General features: G+C 39.4%; 23 protein-coding genes and 1 riboswitch. Of the genes, 9 read left to right on the top strand and 14 right to left on the bottom strand.

Annotated features, from left to right (window positions below; all coding sequences use genetic code 11):
* Positions 1 to 66 precede the first annotated feature (66 nt).
* Both OXPF_RS22825 and rsgA read left to right on the top strand, forming a co-directional pair.
* Positions 67 to 219 carry a hypothetical protein gene (locus OXPF_RS22825; protein ID WP_162838570.1) on the top strand — a complete coding sequence of 51 codons (153 nt, stop codon included), beginning with the start codon at positions 67 to 69 and terminating at the stop codon, positions 217 to 219.
* Positions 219 to 1,259 (top strand): ribosome small subunit-dependent GTPase A, encoded by a 1,041-nt coding sequence (gene rsgA / locus OXPF_RS20875; RefSeq protein ID WP_054877138.1) that lies wholly within the window; start codon positions 219 to 221, stop codon positions 1,257 to 1,259. The genes OXPF_RS22825 and rsgA overlap by 1 nt, the downstream gene beginning before the upstream one ends.
* Positions 1,260 to 1,398: 139 nt before the next feature.
* Here the strand turns inward: rsgA and OXPF_RS20870 are convergent, their stop codons facing one another.
* The 4 genes from OXPF_RS20870 to OXPF_RS20850 form a co-directional block, all read right to left on the bottom strand.
* Positions 1,399 to 2,340 (bottom strand): hypothetical protein, encoded by a 942-nt coding sequence (locus tag OXPF_RS20870; protein WP_054877137.1) that lies wholly within the window; start codon positions 2,338 to 2,340, stop codon positions 1,399 to 1,401.
* Between the two features lie 21 nt (positions 2,341 to 2,361).
* Positions 2,362 to 3,012 (bottom strand): Fe-only nitrogenase accessory protein AnfO, encoded by a 651-nt coding sequence (anfO, locus tag OXPF_RS20865; RefSeq protein WP_054877136.1) that lies wholly within the window; start codon positions 3,010 to 3,012, stop codon positions 2,362 to 2,364.
* A 247-nt stretch (positions 3,013 to 3,259) separates the two neighbouring features.
* Entirely contained in the window at positions 3,260 to 4,006 is a 747-nt protein-coding gene (locus OXPF_RS20860; protein WP_054877135.1) for a C40 family peptidase, read from the bottom strand.
* 1 nt (position 4,007) lies between these two features.
* Positions 4,008 to 4,142: riboswitch (cyclic di-AMP (ydaO/yuaA leader) on the bottom strand.
* Positions 4,143 to 4,387: 245 nt separating this feature from the next.
* The gene (locus OXPF_RS20850; protein ID WP_160317287.1) at positions 4,388 to 4,984 is read right to left on the bottom strand and encodes a DNRLRE domain-containing protein; all 597 of its coding nucleotides are present in this window, start codon (positions 4,982 to 4,984) and stop codon (positions 4,388 to 4,390) included.
* Between the two features lie 127 nt (positions 4,985 to 5,111).
* Between OXPF_RS20850 and OXPF_RS20845 the strand changes: the two genes are divergently transcribed.
* Positions 5,112 to 5,399 carry a hypothetical protein gene (locus OXPF_RS20845; protein WP_054877132.1) on the top strand — a complete coding sequence of 96 codons (288 nt, stop codon included), beginning with the start codon at positions 5,112 to 5,114 and terminating at the stop codon, positions 5,397 to 5,399.
* Between the two features lie 232 nt (positions 5,400 to 5,631).
* Here OXPF_RS20845 and OXPF_RS20840 read toward each other — a convergent pair whose 3' ends face one another.
* The 7 genes from OXPF_RS20840 to OXPF_RS20810 form a co-directional block, all read right to left on the bottom strand.
* On the bottom strand, positions 5,632 to 8,298 hold the full coding sequence (locus OXPF_RS20840; protein ID WP_054877131.1) for a cation-translocating P-type ATPase: 2,667 nt from the start codon (positions 8,296 to 8,298) through the stop codon (positions 5,632 to 5,634).
* 257 nt (positions 8,299 to 8,555) lie between these two features.
* Positions 8,556 to 9,368, bottom strand: a complete 813-nt coding sequence (locus OXPF_RS20835; RefSeq protein WP_054877130.1) for a hypothetical protein — start codon at positions 9,366 to 9,368, stop codon at positions 8,556 to 8,558.
* Positions 9,369 to 9,375: 7 nt separating this feature from the next.
* On the bottom strand, positions 9,376 to 10,341 hold the full coding sequence (locus OXPF_RS20830) for an ABC transporter ATP-binding protein (RefSeq protein ID WP_083480084.1): 966 nt from the start codon (positions 10,339 to 10,341) through the stop codon (positions 9,376 to 9,378).
* 2 nt (positions 10,342 to 10,343) lie between these two features.
* The gene (locus tag OXPF_RS20825) at positions 10,344 to 11,318 is read right to left on the bottom strand and encodes an ABC transporter ATP-binding protein (protein ID WP_054877128.1); all 975 of its coding nucleotides are present in this window, start codon (positions 11,316 to 11,318) and stop codon (positions 10,344 to 10,346) included.
* Between the two features lie 9 nt (positions 11,319 to 11,327).
* Positions 11,328 to 12,884 carry an ABC transporter substrate-binding protein gene (locus tag OXPF_RS20820; protein WP_054877127.1) on the bottom strand — a complete coding sequence of 519 codons (1,557 nt, stop codon included), beginning with the start codon at positions 12,882 to 12,884 and terminating at the stop codon, positions 11,328 to 11,330.
* Positions 12,885 to 12,952: 68 nt separating this feature from the next.
* Positions 12,953 to 13,855: an ABC transporter permease gene (locus OXPF_RS20815; RefSeq protein WP_054877126.1), complete on the bottom strand. Its 903-nt coding sequence runs from the start codon at positions 13,853 to 13,855 to the stop codon at positions 12,953 to 12,955.
* An 11-nt stretch (positions 13,856 to 13,866) separates the two neighbouring features.
* Positions 13,867 to 14,808 (bottom strand): ABC transporter permease, encoded by a 942-nt coding sequence (locus OXPF_RS20810; protein WP_054877125.1) that lies wholly within the window; start codon positions 14,806 to 14,808, stop codon positions 13,867 to 13,869.
* A gap of 600 nt (positions 14,809 to 15,408) precedes the next feature.
* Between OXPF_RS20810 and OXPF_RS20805 the strand changes: the two genes are divergently transcribed.
* From OXPF_RS20805 to OXPF_RS23455, 5 genes are read left to right on the top strand one after another with little or no spacing between them, the layout of a single operon-like run.
* A complete protein-coding gene (locus OXPF_RS20805) occupies positions 15,409 to 15,867 on the top strand; it encodes an Lrp/AsnC family transcriptional regulator (protein WP_054877124.1) in 459 nt (152 codons plus the stop codon).
* 23 nt (positions 15,868 to 15,890) lie between these two features.
* Positions 15,891 to 16,445 carry a chromate transporter gene (locus OXPF_RS20800; protein WP_201779751.1) on the top strand — a complete coding sequence of 185 codons (555 nt, stop codon included), beginning with the start codon at positions 15,891 to 15,893 and terminating at the stop codon, positions 16,443 to 16,445.
* Complete coding sequence (locus OXPF_RS20795) at positions 16,426 to 16,953, top strand: chromate transporter (protein WP_054877123.1); 528 nt, start codon at positions 16,426 to 16,428, stop codon at positions 16,951 to 16,953. The genes OXPF_RS20800 and OXPF_RS20795 overlap by 20 nt, the downstream gene beginning before the upstream one ends.
* A 19-nt stretch (positions 16,954 to 16,972) precedes the next feature.
* Positions 16,973 to 17,344, top strand: coding sequence for a hypothetical protein (locus OXPF_RS20790; protein ID WP_054877122.1), 372 nt, complete (start codon positions 16,973 to 16,975; stop codon positions 17,342 to 17,344).
* Between the two features lie 17 nt (positions 17,345 to 17,361).
* On the top strand, positions 17,362 to 17,496 hold the full coding sequence (locus OXPF_RS23455) for a hypothetical protein (protein WP_278308414.1): 135 nt from the start codon (positions 17,362 to 17,364) through the stop codon (positions 17,494 to 17,496).
* A gap of 35 nt (positions 17,497 to 17,531) precedes the next feature.
* On the opposite strand, the gene OXPF_RS20785 is transcribed toward OXPF_RS23455, so the two are convergent.
* Positions 17,532 to 18,653, bottom strand: coding sequence for a TFIIB-type zinc ribbon-containing protein (locus OXPF_RS20785; protein ID WP_054877121.1), 1,122 nt, complete (start codon positions 18,651 to 18,653; stop codon positions 17,532 to 17,534).
* A gap of 14 nt (positions 18,654 to 18,667) precedes the next feature.
* A complete protein-coding gene (locus OXPF_RS20780; protein WP_054877120.1) occupies positions 18,668 to 19,801 on the bottom strand; it encodes an SPFH domain-containing protein in 1,134 nt (377 codons plus the stop codon).
* Positions 19,802 to 20,001: 200 nt separating this feature from the next.
* Between OXPF_RS20780 and OXPF_RS20775 the strand changes: the two genes are divergently transcribed.
* Entirely contained in the window at positions 20,002 to 20,409 is a 408-nt protein-coding gene (locus OXPF_RS20775; RefSeq protein WP_242854473.1) for a gamma-glutamylcyclotransferase family protein, read from the top strand.
* Here OXPF_RS20775 and sfsA read toward each other — a convergent pair.
* Entirely contained in the window at positions 20,406 to 21,092 is a 687-nt protein-coding gene (gene sfsA / locus OXPF_RS20770; RefSeq protein WP_054877119.1) for a DNA/RNA nuclease SfsA, read from the bottom strand. The genes OXPF_RS20775 and sfsA overlap by 4 nt on opposite strands.
* Positions 21,093 to 21,309: the final 217 nt, after the last annotated feature.

The following is a 21,309-nucleotide window of genomic DNA, read 5'->3' as shown; positions in this document are numbered from 1 at the left end:
AAAGAGACGATTAAAGCTTATACGACTGAGTCTACCCGCAAAATTATTGTAACAGGAGTGATAATTATGAGTGATAAGAAAAATTTTTATGATTATATGAAAACACTGCGCCGGAGCTGGGAGATAAACCCAAGGACAAGGGTCCAGGAAAATGATTTGAATAATAAAAAGAAGAGAAGACAGCAAGAAAAGAAAATTATAAAGGATGGATTTGAATAATGAATATAGAAGACTATGGTTGGGACGGTTATTTTGAAAAGGAGTGGAAGAAAAAGCATAAAGAGGGAATGCTTCCTGCAAGAATCATATCTGACTACGGTCAATTTCTTCGGGTGGTCTGCGAAAAGGGGGAAGGGCTTGTTAAACGCCCTGTGCAGAAAGCATATGACGAGATCAATCTGGCGGTTGGAGATTGGGTTGCAGTTGATGATTTAAGTGAGGATCAGAGAAGCATATGCTTTGTTTTGCCAAGGAAAACCAAATTTTCCAGAGCTGCTGCAGGTTATGAAGTAAAGGAGCAAATCGTTGCGGCTAATGTGGATGTGGTTTTTCTCATACAGTCATTAAACAGGGATTTTAACATGAGAAGGCTGGAGCGATACTTAATTGCAGCATGGGAAAGCGGAGCCATGCCCGTTGTGGTTTTAAGCAAAGCCGATTGCTGTGATGACCTGCCGCAAAAACTTGCAGAAGTATATGAAACAGCTCCGGGTGTGGACGTTCATGCCATCAGCTGTGTGACGGGAGAAGGCATTGATGATATTAAAAAATATATATCAAAGGGAAAGACTGCAGCGTTATTAGGTTCTTCCGGTGTCGGCAAATCAACTCTCACAAACCTATTAGCTGGGGCTGAATTGTTAAAAACCAGCGAGGTAAGGGAGAAAGACTCAAGAGGCAGGCATACTACAACACACAGGGAACTTATATTGCTGCCCCAAGGCGGGCTTATAATGGACACTCCCGGAATGAGGACTCTGCTTTTATGGGAAGCAGATACGGGCATGGAGATGATGTTTGGCGATGTGGAAGAGCTGACAAAAAAATGCCGCTTTTATGACTGCAGGCATGAAAATGAACCGGGCTGTGCCGTAAAAGAAGCTTTAGAAAGCGGAAGTCTGGAGAATACAAAATGGGAAGCGTGGGTAAAGCTGCAAAAAGAGCAGGAATACCTTGAAGCCAAAAAACAGGGCAAACTAAGACAGCGTGAGAAAAAATGGGCTAAACAGATAGCAAGTATCAAGACTGATTCCTATTAAGAGGCTTAATAAGATAAGAACCCCGCCAGCTATAGCATCATAGATAGCTGGCGGGTCCAGGGAACCTTGTTGTTGCACAATAAAAAAACAGCAAAGTCACTTATTTGACTCTGCTGTTTTTTATATGGAGGTTAAGAAGTCAACAGCATCCTTTGCAGTTTGCACATGAATCACAGATTTTCTTTACAAAATGCCTGACTGAAAATGAATGAGTTGATAAGGAAAATTCATTTTCAGAGTTATCGTTAAATGTAACTTTTCCATTTGAAAAACTGATTTTTAAAGGAACTGTATCCATCACATCAAAATTAATGTAATCCCGCCTGCTGCCTGGCTCGAAGATGAATTTATTGCCGTTAATATCAGTAATTTCTATAATATCCGTTGATGTTGTAAGGGTTTTTATACTGCCATTCTCATAGAAGGACAAAGAGTTTGAATCTGCGTTTATTCCAACTGCATCTTTATCATATGCAGCAATTACGCCTATGGGAGTATCAGTTAAAATCGGATTATTTGGCTCACAGGATTTAAGGCTTCCGTTTTCATACAATGATATGCCAATGCGTGTATCTACGATTGCTGCCGGTGAACTTATACTCGCTGTTTCTTTAGGCCAGAGCGTAAGGCTTTTTATCTCTCCTGACGGATAAAAGAAAATACCTATGATTTTGTTTTTTATGATCCCGAAGGAAAAGACAAATTCAAAATCCTGAGCCAGGCTGTATTCGTTTTCTTCTGTCCAATAGCCTGTTATTTCTCCGTTCAGCGGAAAGATTCTCTTTATACTTTCATCTTCATAAAAGGTTACATATTCAGCCGGAATAAGGCCGTAGTCCGTTTTTATAGCCGTCTGTTCCTGGAGGGATAAGGATTTTAAATTCCCGTTTTTATAAAAGGACAGAGAACTTGTATTTTTTCTTCTGGCTTCATCATCCACATACTGAGGAACGAATTTTCCAAAAGGAGTTTCAATCTCGTTAAGTTCATCTATCGTACATTCTTTGATGCCTCCGTTTTCATAAGTTTCTAAATGGGTTATTCCCTTTAAAGTGCCGTACTTGATATTTATTTTATTCATATTAGCCTCCTTCTTAATGTTTTATTCTGCTGCATTGCAGGTTTTGGGACGAACAATAATTTTATACTCATTGTTTTCTCTGCTGATTATATTGCCTTTAAGGTTGAGCCTTTCAAATTCTATTTCAAACCATTGGGGTACATGGCTGCATATAATCTCCAGTTCATAAAATCGTGTGTTTTTCAAAAAAGGCAGCAGCGCCTGTTTTGAAGAAACATTGGATTTTATATTCTGAAGCGGCTTTAGATCCATGAAATAATATCCATTCTGGTTTGCCTCAACAGGGTATGGTATGGGAGGGAATTTTGCTTCACATGGGGATTCTGAACTTTCAGCTTCGGTCTCTTTCCCCTGTATATAATCTAAAAAATCCGCAGGTTTGCCCTCAAATTCCCAGGAATTGAATCCTTTCATTTCAAGGATGTTATAAACAAGCCCGTTTACTTTTTCACCTACAAATACCCTGCAGTCACCAAGCTCGTCAATTATGGCGGAAATCTGATCCCTGATGGATCTAAGCCCTGACGAGCTGTCAAGGTAAAAGAGGATTTCTTTTAATACTGTCCATTTACCCCGTACCCTTTTATAAATCTTTATAATGCCTTTATCATCTACAGACGATGTATCTCCGTTCTTATCCAATAAAACTGCAATTTCAATATTCTTTTTCATTCTCATCATCCTCTCTTTCTTCATAATAATCCTTGTAAATTAAATAATTAAATGCAAAAAAGGTACAATGTAAGCAAACATTGCACCTTTGCAAAAATTCCTTATTAACCCTTGAAATATATAATTTTTACTGCCCCTAAGAATGTTTTTAGTATTATAGCAAAAAAAATATTTATTTGCAATGTACATCGCAGCCAAAATTTACGATATAAAAGAAGTGCTCCAAAATATCAGAGCACTTGTAATGTTAGTTTATGATTCTTCTCGCAGTCATGTAATTGCGATTATAATAATCTTCCGATAAACTGCTGTAGCGTACTTTGCCGCCATAGCCTGAGGCTGCATGAATAAATGTGCTGTCTCCTATGTATATGCCTACATGAGTGATGTTGTTATGGCCTCCGTTGGTATCGAAAAATACCAAATCGCCCATTTGAAGCTGTGACCTTTCAATGATTGTACCCTGATAGGCTTGTGTGGAGGCTGTACGGTTTAAGCTTATCCCGTTGTTTTTAAATACGAACTGGGTAAAACCGGAGCAGTCAAAACCCCGCTCGGACGAACCGCCGTAAACATATTTTATGCCCAAGTATTTTTCGGCAGTTCCAATTATCTGCTGTGCTTTTGTTACAGTTTCGGCAGCCGGTGTTACAGCTGCAGCCGGTACTTCAGGCGCAATTATTGCATCAGAGCCCCTGGAACTTAAATCAATTGATGGGATTGTATCCAGTAAGACGTATTCACCCGCAACCCAGCCTGTAATACCGTCAAAAGTTACCTTGTGCCAGTTGCCTGAGGTTTCTTCAATAGTGAGTTTTGTCCCGGGATACAGCTTGCCTATGACGGGATAATCAGTGCCCGGTGACTGGCGCAAATTGAGATATCCGGTGCAATTAACCGTGCCTGTGGTGCTTTGGGCATAGGCAGTAGCAGAGAGAAAAGCAAACATAACAAGCATTGTTGAAACAAACACTGCGAATTTAAGCCGTTTCATTCTATCCTCCTATTTTTAGCTTCCGAAGTTAGCTGACGGGTGCGGGCAAAGAGGCGTCCCTACCATACAAAGATGGATTAACCCCAATTTTGGTTTCTCCGTACTCCCTGAAAAGGAGATTCAGCTTTTTTTGTGCGGTGCATATTTTGACAGGTTGTCCTACTTTTAGCATTAAAGGTTGTCCAAAATATGCTGCACAAAATTATGATAGAACTTTTGTCGCCTAATGTCAATTCTGTTATGTTTATCATCTCTATTGTCTGAACCTTAAACCTAGGCAACAAGTGGCATTTCGGAACAATGTTAACTTTTTGTGACAAAAAAAGAGTAAGAAACAACATTTTCCCTCTCTGGCCTGACCACGATATTGGTTGAATTAATTTATACCTGGACGGGTTTAGATATCTTCACGTCACAAGGAACCGTTTGTAATGTGCAGAATCGTTCAGCGTATTTGCAAGTCAGTCTAAGCATAGGACGCATCTCGGATATGCGATGCTGGCTTGATGCATAGAAAATATAAGGTGAATTATCTTTGCCCATAAGTAGAAATCCGTTGTTTTCCAAAGTATCATTGCTCCAGTCCTGTACAATTTGTGTGACGTCGATTTCGGTATAACTGCGTCTGTATGAGTTTTCAAAAGTTACACATCGACTCAAATCTACAGCTGGCGGTGTATGCATACAACCGCAGACGTTGAAAACTTCGAGCAATGGATACAGGGTGTAGTGAGCTTTGGTATTTTTCTTACTTGTAACTTTCCCCATATTGCATGTATCATACGGAAGTTTAAAAAGAATCAATTTGGCTTTTAGTAAAACGCACTTGCATAACCAGAGGGGCCAATTGAAAAACAAATAGATTATTTTTTCATAGCCCAATAACAGAGATTGCTTTGGCTTCTCCCGATAGAAGCTGTCTGTGGAATAATTAAATGCCGATTGAGGACGTAAATCTATTACACTCACTGTTCTCACCCCTTACATAATATGCAGTGCTTTGACATGTGCGACTGTACAACTTTTGAAAATCCTGGCATATACTGTAACTGTAAAAGAAAGCTAGTTATCTTTTTATACAGAATAACCGCAAGGAGGCTTATTCATGGCTATTGTTAATGTTGCTGCAAACGTGACAGCATTATCTGAAAATTCACCTTATAGTGTTGTAGAACTCATATTTAATTATGAAGGCACTACGGTTCAAAACGGAACTGTAATTTACTACAGCGCTCATCTTTCGGATGGGACTAATTCTGAGGATGTCGTGTTCCCGTTTACGATAACTGCCGGAACGGAAATACCAGCTACAGGAAATTTTGCATATACACCCGGAGTAACTTTTATATCGGAGATCAATGCTACAGAAGGAAAAATCTATTATACTGCATAAGTAACATGAAAGAAATTGGTGAAATGAACTGCTCCCTGTCAAGTCAACGTAATTAAGTTAAGCATTGGATGAGACACCCATTATTACGAAAACGATGAACTTACTTAAGCAAGTTCACCGTTTTCGTATTACAATGCTCTAATATATGGTAAAAAAGGCTGCCGCCCAATAAGTTATTCAACCACTAAAGCGGCAGCCTGAATTTTTTGAATGATATTTTTTTATTGTTAGTTTAATTTTCTTTTTTCATTCTCAGGAAAATTTTAACTATTTCATTTACAACAAGGGGAACTATGGATAATAATCCAACGGTAATCCAGTCGCCGGAAGTTAGGTTAAACACCTTGAATACCTCTCTTAAGAAGGGCACTGTTATAACTACATCCTGAAGGAGTATGCCTATTACGATAGATATCAGAAGGAACTTGTTTGTGAACCAGCCAACCTGGAATATGGACTTTCTTGTGCTTCTCATGTTAAGGGAATGCACAAGCTGGGATACGCTAAGTACCACAAAGGCCATGGTCTGGGCATGAGTCAGTGCTTCTTCGGATATATTATCCGGGAATATGGGGAACAGGGATGTTGCTCCTGAATATACCCTTGCACCTATTATGAATGCTGCCAGTGTTAAAATACCTATGAGTATACCGTTTAATATAAGGCTAATGCCTGCACCGCCTGAAAACAGGCTATGCTTTGGATTACGGGGCTTTTCTTCCATTATGTTAGGATCTCCAGGGTCGACACCTAGAGATAATGCCGGCAGCGTATCCGTTACCAGGTTAACCCACAGAATGTGTATGGGTTTTAAAGGGGAAGCCCATCCAAACAGTATGGCAAAGAACAATGCGATAATTTCACCGGTGTTGCAGGATAAAAGGAATATAATGGATTTTTTGATGTTGTTGTAAATATTTCGTCCTTCTTCTATGGCAGATACTATGGTCTTGAAATTATCGTCAGTAAGTATCATGTCGGATGCGCCTTTTGCAACGTCTGTTCCTGTTATACCCATGGCAACGCCGATGTCAGCGGCTTTTAGGGAAGGTGCGTCATTAACGCCGTCTCCTGTCATGGATACAATGTTTCCTTTGGATTTAAAGGCTTTTACTATTTTGACCTTGTGTTCAGGAGAAACCCTGGCAAATACCCTCAAGTTATCTATCTTATCTTCAAGTTCCGCATCGGATAATTTATCAAGTTCGGTGCCGGATATCGCCTGGGATAAATCATCGGTAATTCCAAGCTCCTTTGCTATGGCAAAGGCGGTATTTTTATGATCGCCTGTTATCATTATGGTTTTGATTCCCGACTTTTTACACAAAGCTATGGAATCTTTAACTTCCAGCCTTGGCGGATCTATCATACCTATAAGTCCTATAAAGGTCAATTCGCTCTCTAAAGAGTCTATGGCGACATTCGATGATCCAATTGTCTTGTATGCTGCGCCTAAAACCCTCAGAGCATCATCAGACATTGTGTTTGCATTATCCATTATTTCATCTATTATTGCATCGGTTAAAGGAACTATTTCACCGTTTAAGTGGATGTTTTTGCATATTTTAAGAAGGTTATCGGCGGCACCCTTTGTGTATACAAAATATTCGTCCCCATATTTGTTTACAGTGGTCATCAATTTTCTGTCCGAATCAAAAGGCACTTCATTTATCCTGGGGTGCTGCTTTTCAAGCTCGTTTTTGAATATATTGAACTTGACTCCGGCTTCTAATAGTGCAATTTCCGTCGGGTCTCCGGTTTTTGATTCTACAGAGTAAGTGGAGTCGTTGCAAAGTACCAGGTTTTCTATCAAAAGCCTATGTTCCTTTTTCGTTGTATTAAGTTCAGAAACATCATCCATCGTTTTGCCGGCATAGAATTTTATTACTGTCATTTTGTTCTGTGTCAGCGTGCCTGTTTTATCGGAGCATATTACGTTTACAGAACCCAAGGTTTCAACAGCCGGAAGCTTTCTTACTATTGCATTTTCCTTAATCATCCTCTGGACGCCCATGGCAAGTACAATTGTGACTATAGCCGGAAGACCCTCGGGAATTGCAGCAACGGCAAGGCTTATGGCTGTGAGGAACATTTCAAAGAGAGGCCTTCCCTGAAATATTCCAACTATAAACATGACGGTACAAATTCCTAAAGCTGCAAAACCAAGTATTTTACCAAGCTCAGCCAGCTTTTTCTGCAAAGGTGTCTGCTCTGTTTCGCCTTCTTCCAGCATTTTTGCAATTTTACCTATTTCAGTGCTCATCCCTGTACCTACGGCTATACCGATGCCTCTTCCGTAGGTAGCCAGGGTGGACATAAATGCCATATTCTTTTGATCTCCTAATGGAGTATCCTGTGCTTCCAATTTAAGCTCAGCACTCTTTTCAACGGGTACGGATTCTCCTGTAAGGGCGGATTCTTCAATCTGAAGATTGGCTGTTTCAATCAATCTTATATCGCAGGGGATGTATCGCCCGGCATCTATTATAACTATATCGCCGGGTACTACTTCCGCTGAATCAATTTCTTTTAATTCTCCGTCCCTTTTTACTATGGCTTTAGGGGTGGACAGTTTTTTTAAGGCTTCCAGCGCTTTTTCCGCCTTGCTCTCCTGTATAAGCCCTACTATAGCGTTAATTAAAATAACCAGGGCGATTATTATGGAGTCGCTCAATTCTCCGAGTATGCCCGAAATAAGTGCTGCTCCCATGAGGATATAAATCATGGCGTCGTTTAACTGGGCAAAAAATAATTGCAGCAATGTTTTGCTCTTTTTAGTAGCCAGCTTGTTCTGACCGTATTCATTAAGCCTTTTTTCCACCTCAAAAGAGGATAGGCCGGATATCGGGTCAACCTGAAGCTCTTTTAGAATTTCATCTCTTTCTTTTACAAACCACATACATTTCACCTCTTAATTATAATTAGCCTAAATTGAAAAATTATCAGTTTTTCTGACAGAGTAACATAAAAAAGACCTCTGCCAATTATTCTAGGCAAAGGTCTTGCAATCTCATATGAGCTAACTGTCCGGGTTTTTAACCGTACTGACGAACAATTAGAAGCCGTAAGCTCCAGCTACTCCCCTTTTTTTATAGTATATCACGTAGTTTTTAATAACACAATATATAGTTTGCTTAACAAAGAAAAAAATTATGTTTATATTATGCCATTGATACCTGTTACTTCAATTCCCAGGGCTTCAAGCTTTTTAATAAATGGGTTAATTCCGACGCAGTCACTGGCTATATGGCCTGTAACAATGAGGTTTCCTTTGTTTTCATTTTTTAACCTTTTATAATCCGGATGTGCAATGTGAATGTATAATACCGTATTTATGCCGCATTCAAAGCATGTGTTGGCAATGTCATAGCCGCCGTTTGTATAGGCACCGTGAGCAAAAAAGGTCTTGCCGGCTTTACTTTTGCCGTTGCCCATGAGAATTTCAATTTTAGTCCGTGCACGCTGAAACTCAGAAATCCCGTTAAGACCTTTTACGATATCATCAAGTACAGCCTCAGGGTTTTCTTTTAAGATATCATCAATGGCATCCTGCATTATTTTACGTCCGATCTCATCTAAGGGCTGATGTATATTTAAAAGGGGCATATTAACTAATTTTGCTGCCGACACGACCTCATCATAATTTTTGGTGCTGGCTGTTATCTTAAGCGCTTCGTACTTATCTTCCACAGCCTTTCTGGCATATTCTTCAGGTACTCCGGCATTCACCATGAGCTTTATATTTTCCAGGAATACATTATATGCTCTGGTGGAGCAGGAAAGGGGGTGATGGTTTATCACGGCATCATATCCGGCTGATTTTGCCATATATATATCCGCGTTGGTCATATCTATGCCGAAGAGCACTTTTTTTATATTATCGCCTTCAACATATATTTCAGAATCATCCGGGATATTTTTGCAGCCGGACATTTCAAGGGCCAAATTCATTATATCCGAAGTATTCATAAAATAATTACCTCCTGTTATGGCAGGCTACCATATGGCCGCCGCCTAAATCAATCAATTCCGGTTCAATTTTTTCACATACATCTGTTTTCTCCGGGCATCTTTTGCAGAACCTGCAGCCTTCCGGTATATCAATAGGGCTGGGTACATCCCCCTGGAGCCTGACTCTTTTGTGCTTTATTGAAGGGTCAGGCACAGGGATAGCGGAAAGGAGGGCTCTTGTGTAAGGATGCATCGGATTATCGAATAATTCATCTTTATCTGCCATTTCAACTATTTTTCCAAGATACATAACTGCTATATTATTGCTTATGTGCTTAACAACTGCCATATTATGTGCAATAAAAATATAGGTTATTTTATACTTTTCCTGAATATCTTCCAGCAGATTTATTATCTGCGCTTGTATGGATACATCGAGGGCAGATACAGCCTCGTCGCAAATTATTAATTTAGGATTTACCGCCAGGGCTCTGGCAATTCCTATCCTCTGCCTTTGCCCGCCGCTGAATTCATTGGGGTATCTGTTGTAGTGACTGCTTGATAAGCCCACAGTATCTAAAAGGCTTAGTATTTTTTCCTGCCTTTCTTTTCCGCTTGCAATATTGTGTATATCAATAGCTCTGCCGATAATTTCTCCCGCAGATAATCTGGGGTTTAAAGAGGCATAGGGGTCCTGGAATATTATCTGCATGTCTTTTCTTTTCTTTCTTAATGATTCTTTATCAAGGTCGGTGAATTTAATTTCATCGATAATTACTTCACCGGAAGTTGGCTCATAAAGCCTTAAAATTGTTCTTCCGGCAGTAGATTTTCCGCAGCCTGATTCACCCACCAAGCCTAGAGTTTCACCATTTACAATATTAAAAGAAATTCCGTCTACGGCCTTGACATAATTGACAGTTTTTGAAAACAGTCCTTTTTTTATAGGAAAGTATTTTTTTAAATCCTTAACCTGAAGCAAATATTCCATAATTATACCTCCCCGTTAGGATATAGAAAGCACCGTACCTGTCTTCCATCAACTTCAGTCAGGTCAGGTTCAGATAAAAAGCACATATTATTTGCCATGCTGCATCTTTCTGCAAAACGGCAGCCTTTAAAATTCTCTGTAAGATTAGGAAGGGAACCTGCTATGGATTTAAGGCGCTTGCCTTCGGTTTTTATTTTGGGTACGGATTCCATAAGACCTTTAGTGTAAGGATGGAGGGGAGAAGAAAAAATACTGCTGACATCTCCATATTCCATCAGTTTGCCGGCATACATAACTATTATCTTATCTGCCACGCCGGCTACTACTCCTAAATCATGGGTGATTATCATGACAGACATATTGAATTTGTCTTTTATATCAGAAATAAGTTCAAGTATCTGCGCCTGTATGGTAACGTCCAATGCAGTCGTAGGCTCGTCTGCAATAAGCAAATCAGGACGGCAGGAGAGAGCCATGGCAATCATAACTCTTTGTCTCATACCGCCGCTCATCTGGTGAGGATAATCTTTAATCCTCTTTTCGGGAGAAGGTATTCCAACCAACTTCAGCATTTCAACGGCATTTTCTATGGCCTCTTTTTTGGATAATTTCTGATGTATCATTATTGCTTCGATAATCTGATCACCGATTGTAAAAAGAGGATTTAAGGAAGTCATGGGATCCTGAAATATCATGGCAATTTTATTTCCCCTGATTTCCCTCATATCTTTATCTTTTTTTGAAAGTATATCTTCGCCGTTGAAGATAATTGAACCATTGATGATTTTACCGGGAGGGCTTGGTATCAGGCGCATAATGGAGCGGGCAGCAACGCTTTTGCCGCTGCCCGATTCTCCGACAATTCCAAGAGTTTCACCTTTATTTATAGAGAAACTCACGCCGTCTACTGCCGGTACGATACCTTCCATAGTATAAAAATATGTTTTTAAGTCATTAACCTCAAGGAGTACACCCATAATATCACCTTATTCTTTGTATGCGTTATTAAGCCTGAATTCATTATTTGACTCGAATGCTATACCTTTAACATTTTTTCTTGCGGCTAAAGTAACATTGTCATTGAACATGGGTACCCATGCAACGTCATCTGTAAATTTGATATTGGCTTCTCTTAAATACTTAACCCTTTCAGTCTGATCTACAGTGACTCTTGTCTTTATAATAAGTTCATCCATTTCAGGCTTGTTATACCTTGAATAATTGGATGCACCTATGCTTTTTGAGTAGAATTGAGGATACAGTAATTCTTCTCCGTCACCTGTTACATTTGACCATCCGTTTATGTACATTTGCTGCTCGCCGGCTTTGCAGTGTGCAAGATAAGATGCCCAATCCAATACATTAAGTTCAACATCAATGTTTATTTCCTTAAGCTGTGCCTGTACATAAGGTGCCATCTTCATATACATATCGGTATTTCCTACGGAAAGTACTGCTTTAAATCCGTCAGGATATCCGGCTTCAGCGAGGAGCTGCTTTGCTTTTGCTACATCATAATCGTAGCCGTGATTTTCTATTTCTTTGTCATAACCTATAAGCCTTGGGCCGATTATGCCCTTTGATTTGTAGCCTAAACCATTTAATGTACCTATGTAAGCATCTCTGTTTAATGCATAGGATACAGCTTGTCTTACCTTTAAGTTGTCAAAGGGGGCTTTTTCGAAGTTAAAGCCTACATATCTTGTAGGGTTTCCTTCGAGCATTGTTACCGTAACATCAGGATTGTTCTTCAACCTGTCAAGATGTTCCGGAGGTACGCTGACCATGAAATCGGCTTCGCCGTTTTCTATCATTGTAACTGCAGTCGCCATTTCAGGGACAACTTTATATATAACTGTATCAAGTTTTGGCTCGCCCTGCCAGTAATTTGGGTTTTTAACAAGGGTTATATGGTCACCTGGAACCCATTCTTTAAATATGAAGGGGCCTGTTCCGGCATTGGTGGCATCTCTGTTTATGTCACCGGCTTTATCTGCTGCCGGGTTTACTATGGACAGATTGTCATGGGCAAGGGCTGTAAGCATAATACCGTAAGTCTCACTTGTATGAAGTATTACTGTATAATCATCCGGAGCTTCAATTTTATCTACTGATTTTATCAGACTGGCTCTGGGTGAAGCAGTAGCAGGATCCAATATTTTTTCAAAAGTGTATTTGACGGCTTCCGAGGTAAAAGGAGTACCGTCCTGGAATTTGATATCCTTTTTAAGTGTTATAACCCATGTGTTCGGGTCGGGGTTTGTATAGGATTCTGCCAATAGGGGCTTGATTTCGCCCGTTACGGGGTCTTTCATGAACAATGTTTCATAAACTCCTCTCAAAACATTGCTGGATGCCGAGTCGTTTGTAAGTATGGGAGATACGCCGACAGCATCGGTCATGGAAACGTAGGTAAGCTTTTGTTCCACAGGCTGATTTGTCGGCTGGTTATTCTGTCCCTGGCTGGAAGAAGAGCCGCAGCCTGTAAATAATGAAGATAAAAGGGTAACTGACATGACTATACCTAGAAGTCTCTTTTTCATTTTTTCATTCCTCCATTTTTTAAAATTAATTGGCTGATTTATTTTAAGTGAGCATATACTCACCCAAACTACAGATTATTTTTAAGGTTAGGGTCAAGTGCATCCCTCAAACCATCGCCTAAGGAGTTAAAGCCAAATACCACAATTATTATGGCAGCACCGGGTATGAGGGTAAGATGGGGAGCTTGATATATGAAATTTCTTCCTGTTGAAGCCATGGCACCCCATTCAGCCATCGGAGGCTGGGCACCAAGGCCAAGAAAGCTTAATGTGGCAGCGGACAGAATTGCTGTCGCCAGTCTCATGGTAGCATATACAATAATCGGTGATATGCAATTAGGAAGAATTTCTCTGAATATTATATTGAAGTCTGTATCCCCAAGTGCTCTGGCAGCCGTAACATAGTCAAGCTCTTTTATATAAAGCACGGTACTTCTTACAACTCTTGCAACGGTAGGTACAGACCATATTCCAATGGCGATTATTACATTTATTATTCCGGGGCCAAGAGCTGAAACTATGGCGAGAGCCAAGAGGACTCCGGGGAAAGCCAAAAGTATATCGACGATTCTCATTATTATACTGTCAAGCTTTGAATAGTATCCTGATACAAGGCCTAATATTACTCCGAAAATCAGCCCAAAAGCTACTGAACAAAATCCGACCAGAAGAGAAATTCGTGCACCGTATATGACTCTGCTCAATAAGTCTCTGCCGTATTCATCAGTGCCTAAGATATGCCCAGGGGAGCCTATTTTCAAAAGGCGGATGGTCACATCCTGCTTATCAGGGTCGTAAGGGGAAATCAAAGGAGCAAAGAGGGCAACAATAAAAATTATTGATACTATGAAAAGTCCCGCCATGGCTAATTTGTTTTTCTTGAGCCTTTTCCATAATCCTAGCCCGGGTTTTTTTGAACTGCGGTTTTTAACTTTTTTTTCTGCCTGCGTGTCTTTGCTAATTTCTGCCATAATTGCACCTCCTACTTGTAAGATATCCTTGGATCTATAGCAGCATATATTATATCGGTTATGAGATTTACCAGTACAAAGGTAGTAGCAACAATTAAAACCGCGCCCTGAACCATGGGAAAATCCCTGGCGTTTATAGCCTGAACCATAAGCCTTCCAATTCCATTAATAGCAAATACCGATTCAACGACAACTGTTCCTCCAAGAAGGCTTCCGAAATTAACACCGATAACTGTAACTATCGGAATCAAAGAATTTTTTAATGCATGCTTTAACACAACAATTTTTTCACTTAATCCCTTGGCTCTTGCGGTATGTATGTAATCCTGATGGATTATTTCAAGCACTGAAGAACGGGTCATTCTGGCTATCATAGCTGCAGAGTTAAAACCAAGAGTTACGGCAGGAAGCACCATGCCTTTTAAACCTTCCTTTGTCCATATTTGCCCCGTGAATCCTGATATGGTGAATATTTTGAATTTCACACAAAATACGATAATAAGCATAAGGCCAATCCAGAAAGTAGGAGCAGATATCCCCAAGGTTGCAACAGACATACAAAGATAATCAAACCAGGAATTTTGTTTTACAGCGGCTATGATTCCTGCACACACTCCGATAATGGCAGCCACAACTGCACTGAAAACTGCCAATTTAAAAGTATTGACATATCTGGTTTTAATTGCTTCGGACACCGGCTGGCCGGTCTGAAATGAAAAACCCAGATCACCTTTTAATACTCCTGACATATATCTTAAATACTGTTCATGCATAGGCCTGTCCAATCCAAGTTTAATCCTTATATTTGCGACCTCATCTGCAGTAGCGGCAGGACCACCGATAATTTCAGCGGCATCACCAGGGATAAGATAAATCATCAAGAATACCACGATGGATACGCCTATCAATACGGGTATAAGCTGAATAAGACGTTTGATTATATAGTTTAGCAAATCATCTCACCTCGACTATTTTTTTGATATACCATATATAAAGCAGAAATAAAAATAGTTATTGCATGCTCTGCATTAATTGAACAGAAAATTATTACCTTCACCCCCTTAAATAGAAAATACAAAAAATTTCGACAATTTAATCATTATACAAAAACCTCCAAATGAATAATTATTCATTTGGAGGCATGACACTCTTAAAAAGAACTAAATCGCCGGATACTGCTATCAAGAATATGGTGTTTGTTTGGTGTGCCTTATTAAATTGATAAATATTTATTAAAAAGATAGCATAAGCAAAAATGAAAGTCAAACCTTGCGCCATACACATGTTTCGATTGCTTGATACAGCATAAAATCTAGTGTTTCAGATAATATATGTAAGTGTGTGAATTACAAATGTCCGATTAATAAAGATATAATTCACAAAAGGAAAGAAAAACATCAATGCATAAACAAAAAAACTACAAAACGCAATAAAGAATTTTAATAAGTGTTCAACATTTTAATGATATAATGTATAAGTGTAATAAAACTATTACGTATTGTAATAATTAGTGTCTTTTAAATTGTATAGTTAATTGAAAGGATGGGAGCAATATGAAATTTAATAATTTAGATGCTATAGATCAGCAGATACTTGATCTGCTGACTCAAAACTCCAGGATGTCATACAGCGAAATCGGAAAAAACGTAAACCTTTCAAGAGTCGCAGTTAAAAGCCGCATAGAGGCTTTGGAGAAAGAGGGTGTTATTGAGCAATACAGTATAATAATAAATCCCCAAAAGGTCGGAAGGACAGTTTCGGCTTTTTTTGATATAGAGGCTGAGCCTAGATATCTTTATCAGGTGGCCGCTGAACTTGCATCTAAAGAGCAAATAACCGATATATATCAGATGACCGGATCTTCCAATCTCCATGTTCATGCTGTTATGGAATTGAATGAAGACCTGGAAAAATTCTTGCGGGAGGAGATTTATGTGATACCGGGCATTGTCAATATTGAAAGCAATCTTATTATATCCAGAATAAAAACCAGAAAAAGTATCAGAATATAATAGTTACAGGAGGTGTCCAGACATTGGTAAAATTACTTGAACTTTTCATGGTGTTCTTTAAAATCGGAGCATTTACAATAGGCGGCGGTTATGCAATGGTTCCCCTCGTTCAAGAGGAAATATGCAATAAGAAAAAGTGGACAACGGAAGAAGAATTTTTAGATATTATAGCAATAGCTCAGTCGCTTCCAGGTGTATTTGCAATCAACACAGCAGCAATACTAGGTTATAAATTATTTGGGCTGCCCGGAGTAGCGGTTGCCTGTTTAGGCGGAGTACTTCCATCCTTTATTATAATACTTACAATTGCAATGTTCTTTGCACATTTTACACAGTACAGAGTGGTGGAATTAATTTTTAAAGGAGTACGTCCGGCAGTAGTGTCATTGCTTGCTTATGCGGTTTTCAAGCTGGGGAAAAATGTTGGAGTATCAAAGTTTAATATAATAATAGGTGCTTTGGTAGTTGTACTTTTACTCTTTAAAGTTCATCCCATATTTATTATAATCATATCAGGCCTTATCGGAGTGGCAATAGAATATAAAGGGGGTAAGAAAAATGTTGGAGAAAATAATTGATATATTTCTTACTTTCTTAAAAATTGGCGCCTTTACTTTTGGCGGCGGTTATGCGATGATACCCTTTATACAAACTGAGATTGTTGAAATACATAAGTGGTTAAGCCCCAATGAATTCATCGATATCTTAGCCATTGCAGAGATGACTCCGGGGCCAATTGCCGTTAACAGTTCTACTTTTGTAGGCTATAGGGTGGCAGGTATTGCAGGGGCTTTGGCAGGTACTATAGGAGTTGTAATGGTATGTATAATATTGTCCACCATTGCAGCAAGATATTTTTTCAAGTTTAAAGACAATAAAATATTAAAAGCTCTGTTTAACGGTATAAGGCCGGCAGTAATTGTGCTTATAGCATCATCAATTGTATCTATAGGCAAAGTGGCATTTGTTGATATAAAAAGTATTTTAATATGCATAGGGATATTTTTAACGCTGTTTAAATTCAAACTTAATCCCATTGTTGCAGTATTGATATCAGGTATTTTAGGAATTCTATTATATTTTTAACAAAAGAAGGAATACCTTTATGAGAAGACATGAAAAAAACAGGTTGTTTTTAAGCATAATTGCTATCTTATATATTTTAAAAACTCCATTTTTAAACACCGGCTTTGATGTCTTAAAAACCCATCCAGAAAGCAGAGCCGATTGCGCATATACTTTTTCTCGGAATGTTTCTTTCATAGATTTATACACTCCAAGTGAGAAAACATGTGTCCATCATAAAACAACAGCCATATATAATGGAATAAAATCAGAGTATGCAGTTTTGGTATTGATATTGAAGTTCATAGCCTTATATATAACCGTTTATGTTGCAAAAAAATTAATGGAATTGAATGCAGTGAGGTTCAACGGGTCTAAATATAAAGGGGGATACTCGCTTCCTGAATTTTAAAAAGGGAGGTGAGTTAAGTGGAGCCTATAAGAATCTTTCTGGCAATAGTTTTTGTGTTATTTATTGCAGGGGGAATATGGGCTATCTATATGTCAGGCAGGCATATAGATGCCGGCAAGGATAAAAGGCGTAAAAACAATAAAAAAATTTAATATAAAAGCCCTTGCAAAAGCAGGGGCTTGTTATATTATCTGCTTTTATTGAATATAAACACCAACGCCGATATAACTGCTATAAATGCGAGGATAACCAGACCCACCTTAAGAGGGCTTATGGGTGCGTGACCCTGGACTTCCCCGGTCTGCCCGTTCACCATATATCTATAGGTTTTCCCTTTGTAAATATATGCCGACATCCATACAGGCAGCAGTATGTGTTTGAATTTTATATCGCAGTAAGTAGTGTCAACAGATAAGCACCTGACTTCATCAGCATTTATTTGCCGGATGACTGCGTTGTTTATTTCCTCACGGATATGATTTTTCGCCCTGTCCCAGCCTTCCTTAAGGTTTATGCTATATCTTTCCGCGAGGAAACCGGACAGGAACTGGGGTTTGTACATAACAAGCTCGTTTAAATGAAAGGGCTCCAGCTTTTTCATAAGTCCTTCATTCACCTGATTTGAAGCATTGACCAGTACATCGTTGAAAAACTCATCATATCGACCTGAGACATATCTCCACCTTATCTTCCTAACCTGCTCCGTAACCATTTTGCGATGTCCGTTTTCCTCCACCCATCTGGTTTCTGTCTCATAGTAATATGTACCGGCTTCTGCCGTGTATGTTGAGTATGCATTGGAGTCATATGTCCAGGAAGGTATGTATACCCCGGATAGCCTGCCGCCCTTGAACTCATTTTTAAGGGCTTTGGGGGCAAAAAACCTATTTTTTATCCACATTTTGAAGCCTTCCAGTGCATTCTCTCTGGTAATTTTGAAAGGTATGAGGGATTCAGGTACGATACCCGGTGATTCCTCCTGTTTCACAACATGGGGCGACCCGCAGAATGCACAAAATTTTGCTGCATCAGTTTCGTCCAGTACAGTCTGGGCTCCGCAGTTTTGACAGCGTATTACCCTCTTTTCATTGCCCCAGTTTTGATGCGCCGTATCTTCGGCAGAAAAAAAATCATGCTCTTGTATTCCGTAACTTGTCTTTTCAACATCTGTTTTGCCTCCGCAATAAGGGCATATTAATGCCTGGCACTCCGGAGCGAATTCCATATTGCCCCCGCATGAGGGGCAGGGGTAGTTATGGGTACTCTCCCTTTTTATATTACCTTCAGAATTATCCGGTACAGTCTCCATAAGTAAGTTCCTCCCTACTGCATTTTATTGCCGCATTCAGGGCAAAATTTTGAGCCCGGCTTCAATTTGTTTCCGCAGCCTTTACATACTAAATCGGCTGCTTGAGATGTACCGCACTCAGGGCAGAATTTCGTACCCTGGTCAATTTCACTGCCGCATTTTATGCATTTCTCACTGGGCGGAGCCATTGGCTTTCCGCATTGAGGACAAAATTTATAGCCCGCAGGTACTCGCGAATTGCAGCCGGGACACCGATCTTCCATAGTCATTGGCTGTTGAAGCTGGTTCATAGTTTTGAAAGCCTCACCCATCATATTTCCCAGAGCGGCTCCTGCACCCAAGCCTACTCCTGCACCGGCAATGCCGCCTCCGGGATTATTGGCCGCATCCTTTATAGCTTCTGCTGCCTGGTACTGTGCGTACTGCTGCATATTGCCTATTACTCCCATTGAAGTCCTTTTATCCAATACCTTTTCTACTTCTTCAGGCAGGGATATATTTTCAAAAAAGAAGGATGTAAGCGTAAGCCCATATGTGTCAAATCTGGGCTGCAGTTTTTCTTTAGCCTGACTGCTTAGTTCGTCATAATACATGGCAAGGTCTATGGCAGCTACCTTTGTCTCTCCTAATAGATCGGATATCCCTGATACTATGGAACGGCGGAGCTGTCCTGCTATACTTTCGGTATCAAATTCTCCGTTGGTGCCCAATATTTCCTTGAGAAACTTTACAGGGTCGGCAATGCGGAAGGAGAATATGCCAAAAGCCCTCAAACGCAGCATCCCAAATTCTGCATCCCTCATCATCACCGGATTTGTGGTACCCCATTTCTGGTCAGTAAACTGTTTAGTGTTGACAAAATATACTTCAGCCTTAAAAGGCGAGTTGAATCCATATTGCCAGGACTTAAGCTTGGTAAGAACAGGCATGTTCTGTGTGTCAAGGCTGTATCTTCCCGGGCCGAATACGTCGGCAACCTGCCCTTCATTAACAAATACCGCCGCCTGAGATTCCCTTACCGTAAGCTGGGCTCCCATCTTTATTTCCTTACCATGCACAGGAAAGCGGTATACCATGGTATTCAAGCTGTCATCCGTCCATTCAATCACTTCTATAAATTGACTTTTAATAAAATCAAATAGCCCCATTTAATTACCCCCTTTTATTGCTATTATAGCAAATACAGCCTGAAAAATAATGGTTTTTTAAAATTTCATAGTATACTATATAGAAAAGTATTGATGATTTGTATAGTTCAGAAAACTTGTTTGTACGTTTTATTTACTATAAATTGCAGTTAAATATTAGTTTTCATTGAAAATATCAGATACATTTAGAGATAGCAGGGGTGATTTTTCATGCTGAAAATATTTGTTTATGGGACGTTGATGGAGGGTTCCTCAAACATAATTTTTTTGAAGACAGTATAGCTTCAATAAGAAAAGCTAAAACAAGGGGTGATTTATATCATCTGCCGGAAGGTTATCCGGCCTTAATTAAGGGTACCGGGGAAGTTTTCGGAGAGCTTATAGAGTTTTCATCAAAGGAAATTTTAAAAAGCATAGACTGCCTGGAGGATTACTTCGGACCGGGCTTGAATAACCTTTATGAAAGGGTGGAAACTGTGGCTGAGCTTATTGGCGGCGAAAAAACCGGCTGTTTTATATACATCTATTGCAATGAGGATTATGCAATAAAGAATGGTATATTGGTACCCAAGGGTGACTGGAGAGAACACATGAAAAACAGAGGCTAAATTATAACCTCTATTTCCTTATCCACGATTATTTCGTTTTCCTTAACCAATGAATCAAAGGCAAGTATTTTTACTCCCTTTTCCTTTGCTTTTTTTAAAGCTTTTGAAAACTCGGGATCCATATTAATATTAGGAGTGAAGATGTCAACGCCCTTCATTTGAATCAGGAAAAATATATACCCTCTATAGCCTTCATCAATTGCTTCTATCATTTCATTAACGTGCTTATAACCGCGCTCTGTTGGAGCGTCGGGAAAGAGGGCTGTCCCATTCTGTTCCAGCGTCACACCCTTTATCTCGATAAAACCTTGTTCAGATGGAGTTTCAAAATATATATCAAATCTGGAATTTTTGTAAGTGACCTCTCTTTTTAGTTTTATCACATCATTAAGCGCATCGATTTTTTTATTTTGTATTCCTTCAAATATGCAAGCATTAGGTACCTGGGAATCTATATTTATAAGGGTGTCTCCTTTATAGCCGCCGATAAGTGAATAGGCAGTTTTACGGTCCGGGTTACCTGCTTTTTCAAGGATGACTTTAATGCCGGGGATTAATATTTCCCTGCAGCGCCCCGTGTTTTTGACATGGACGATTTCTTCTTTACCATTAAGCAGTACATGGGCTATAAAGCGGTTAGGCCTTTTTATAAATTCAGCAGCAAATGTATCTTTATATTTCACGGCAAACCTCCGGATACGTTACATAATTTCTATTAAATTAACATGAAAAATTTAATGTTTATATTTTACTATAGTACCTTATTTCAGGAAAGGGCGCTACTTGAAAAATTTTCTGCTGCTATGGCTTTTATCCTTATATATGCTAAAATAAAAAGAGTACAAGTTATGATTATTGAGGCATTACAATATACATAAAGGGAATAATAAAGAAAGTATT

It is taken from the genome of Oxobacter pfennigii (assembly GCF_001317355.1).
Taxonomy (GTDB): domain Bacteria; phylum Bacillota; class Clostridia; order Clostridiales; family Oxobacteraceae; genus Oxobacter; species Oxobacter pfennigii.
The sequence above is the reverse complement of the archived record's forward strand: the minus strand, read 5'-3'. Positions and strand labels throughout refer to the sequence as shown.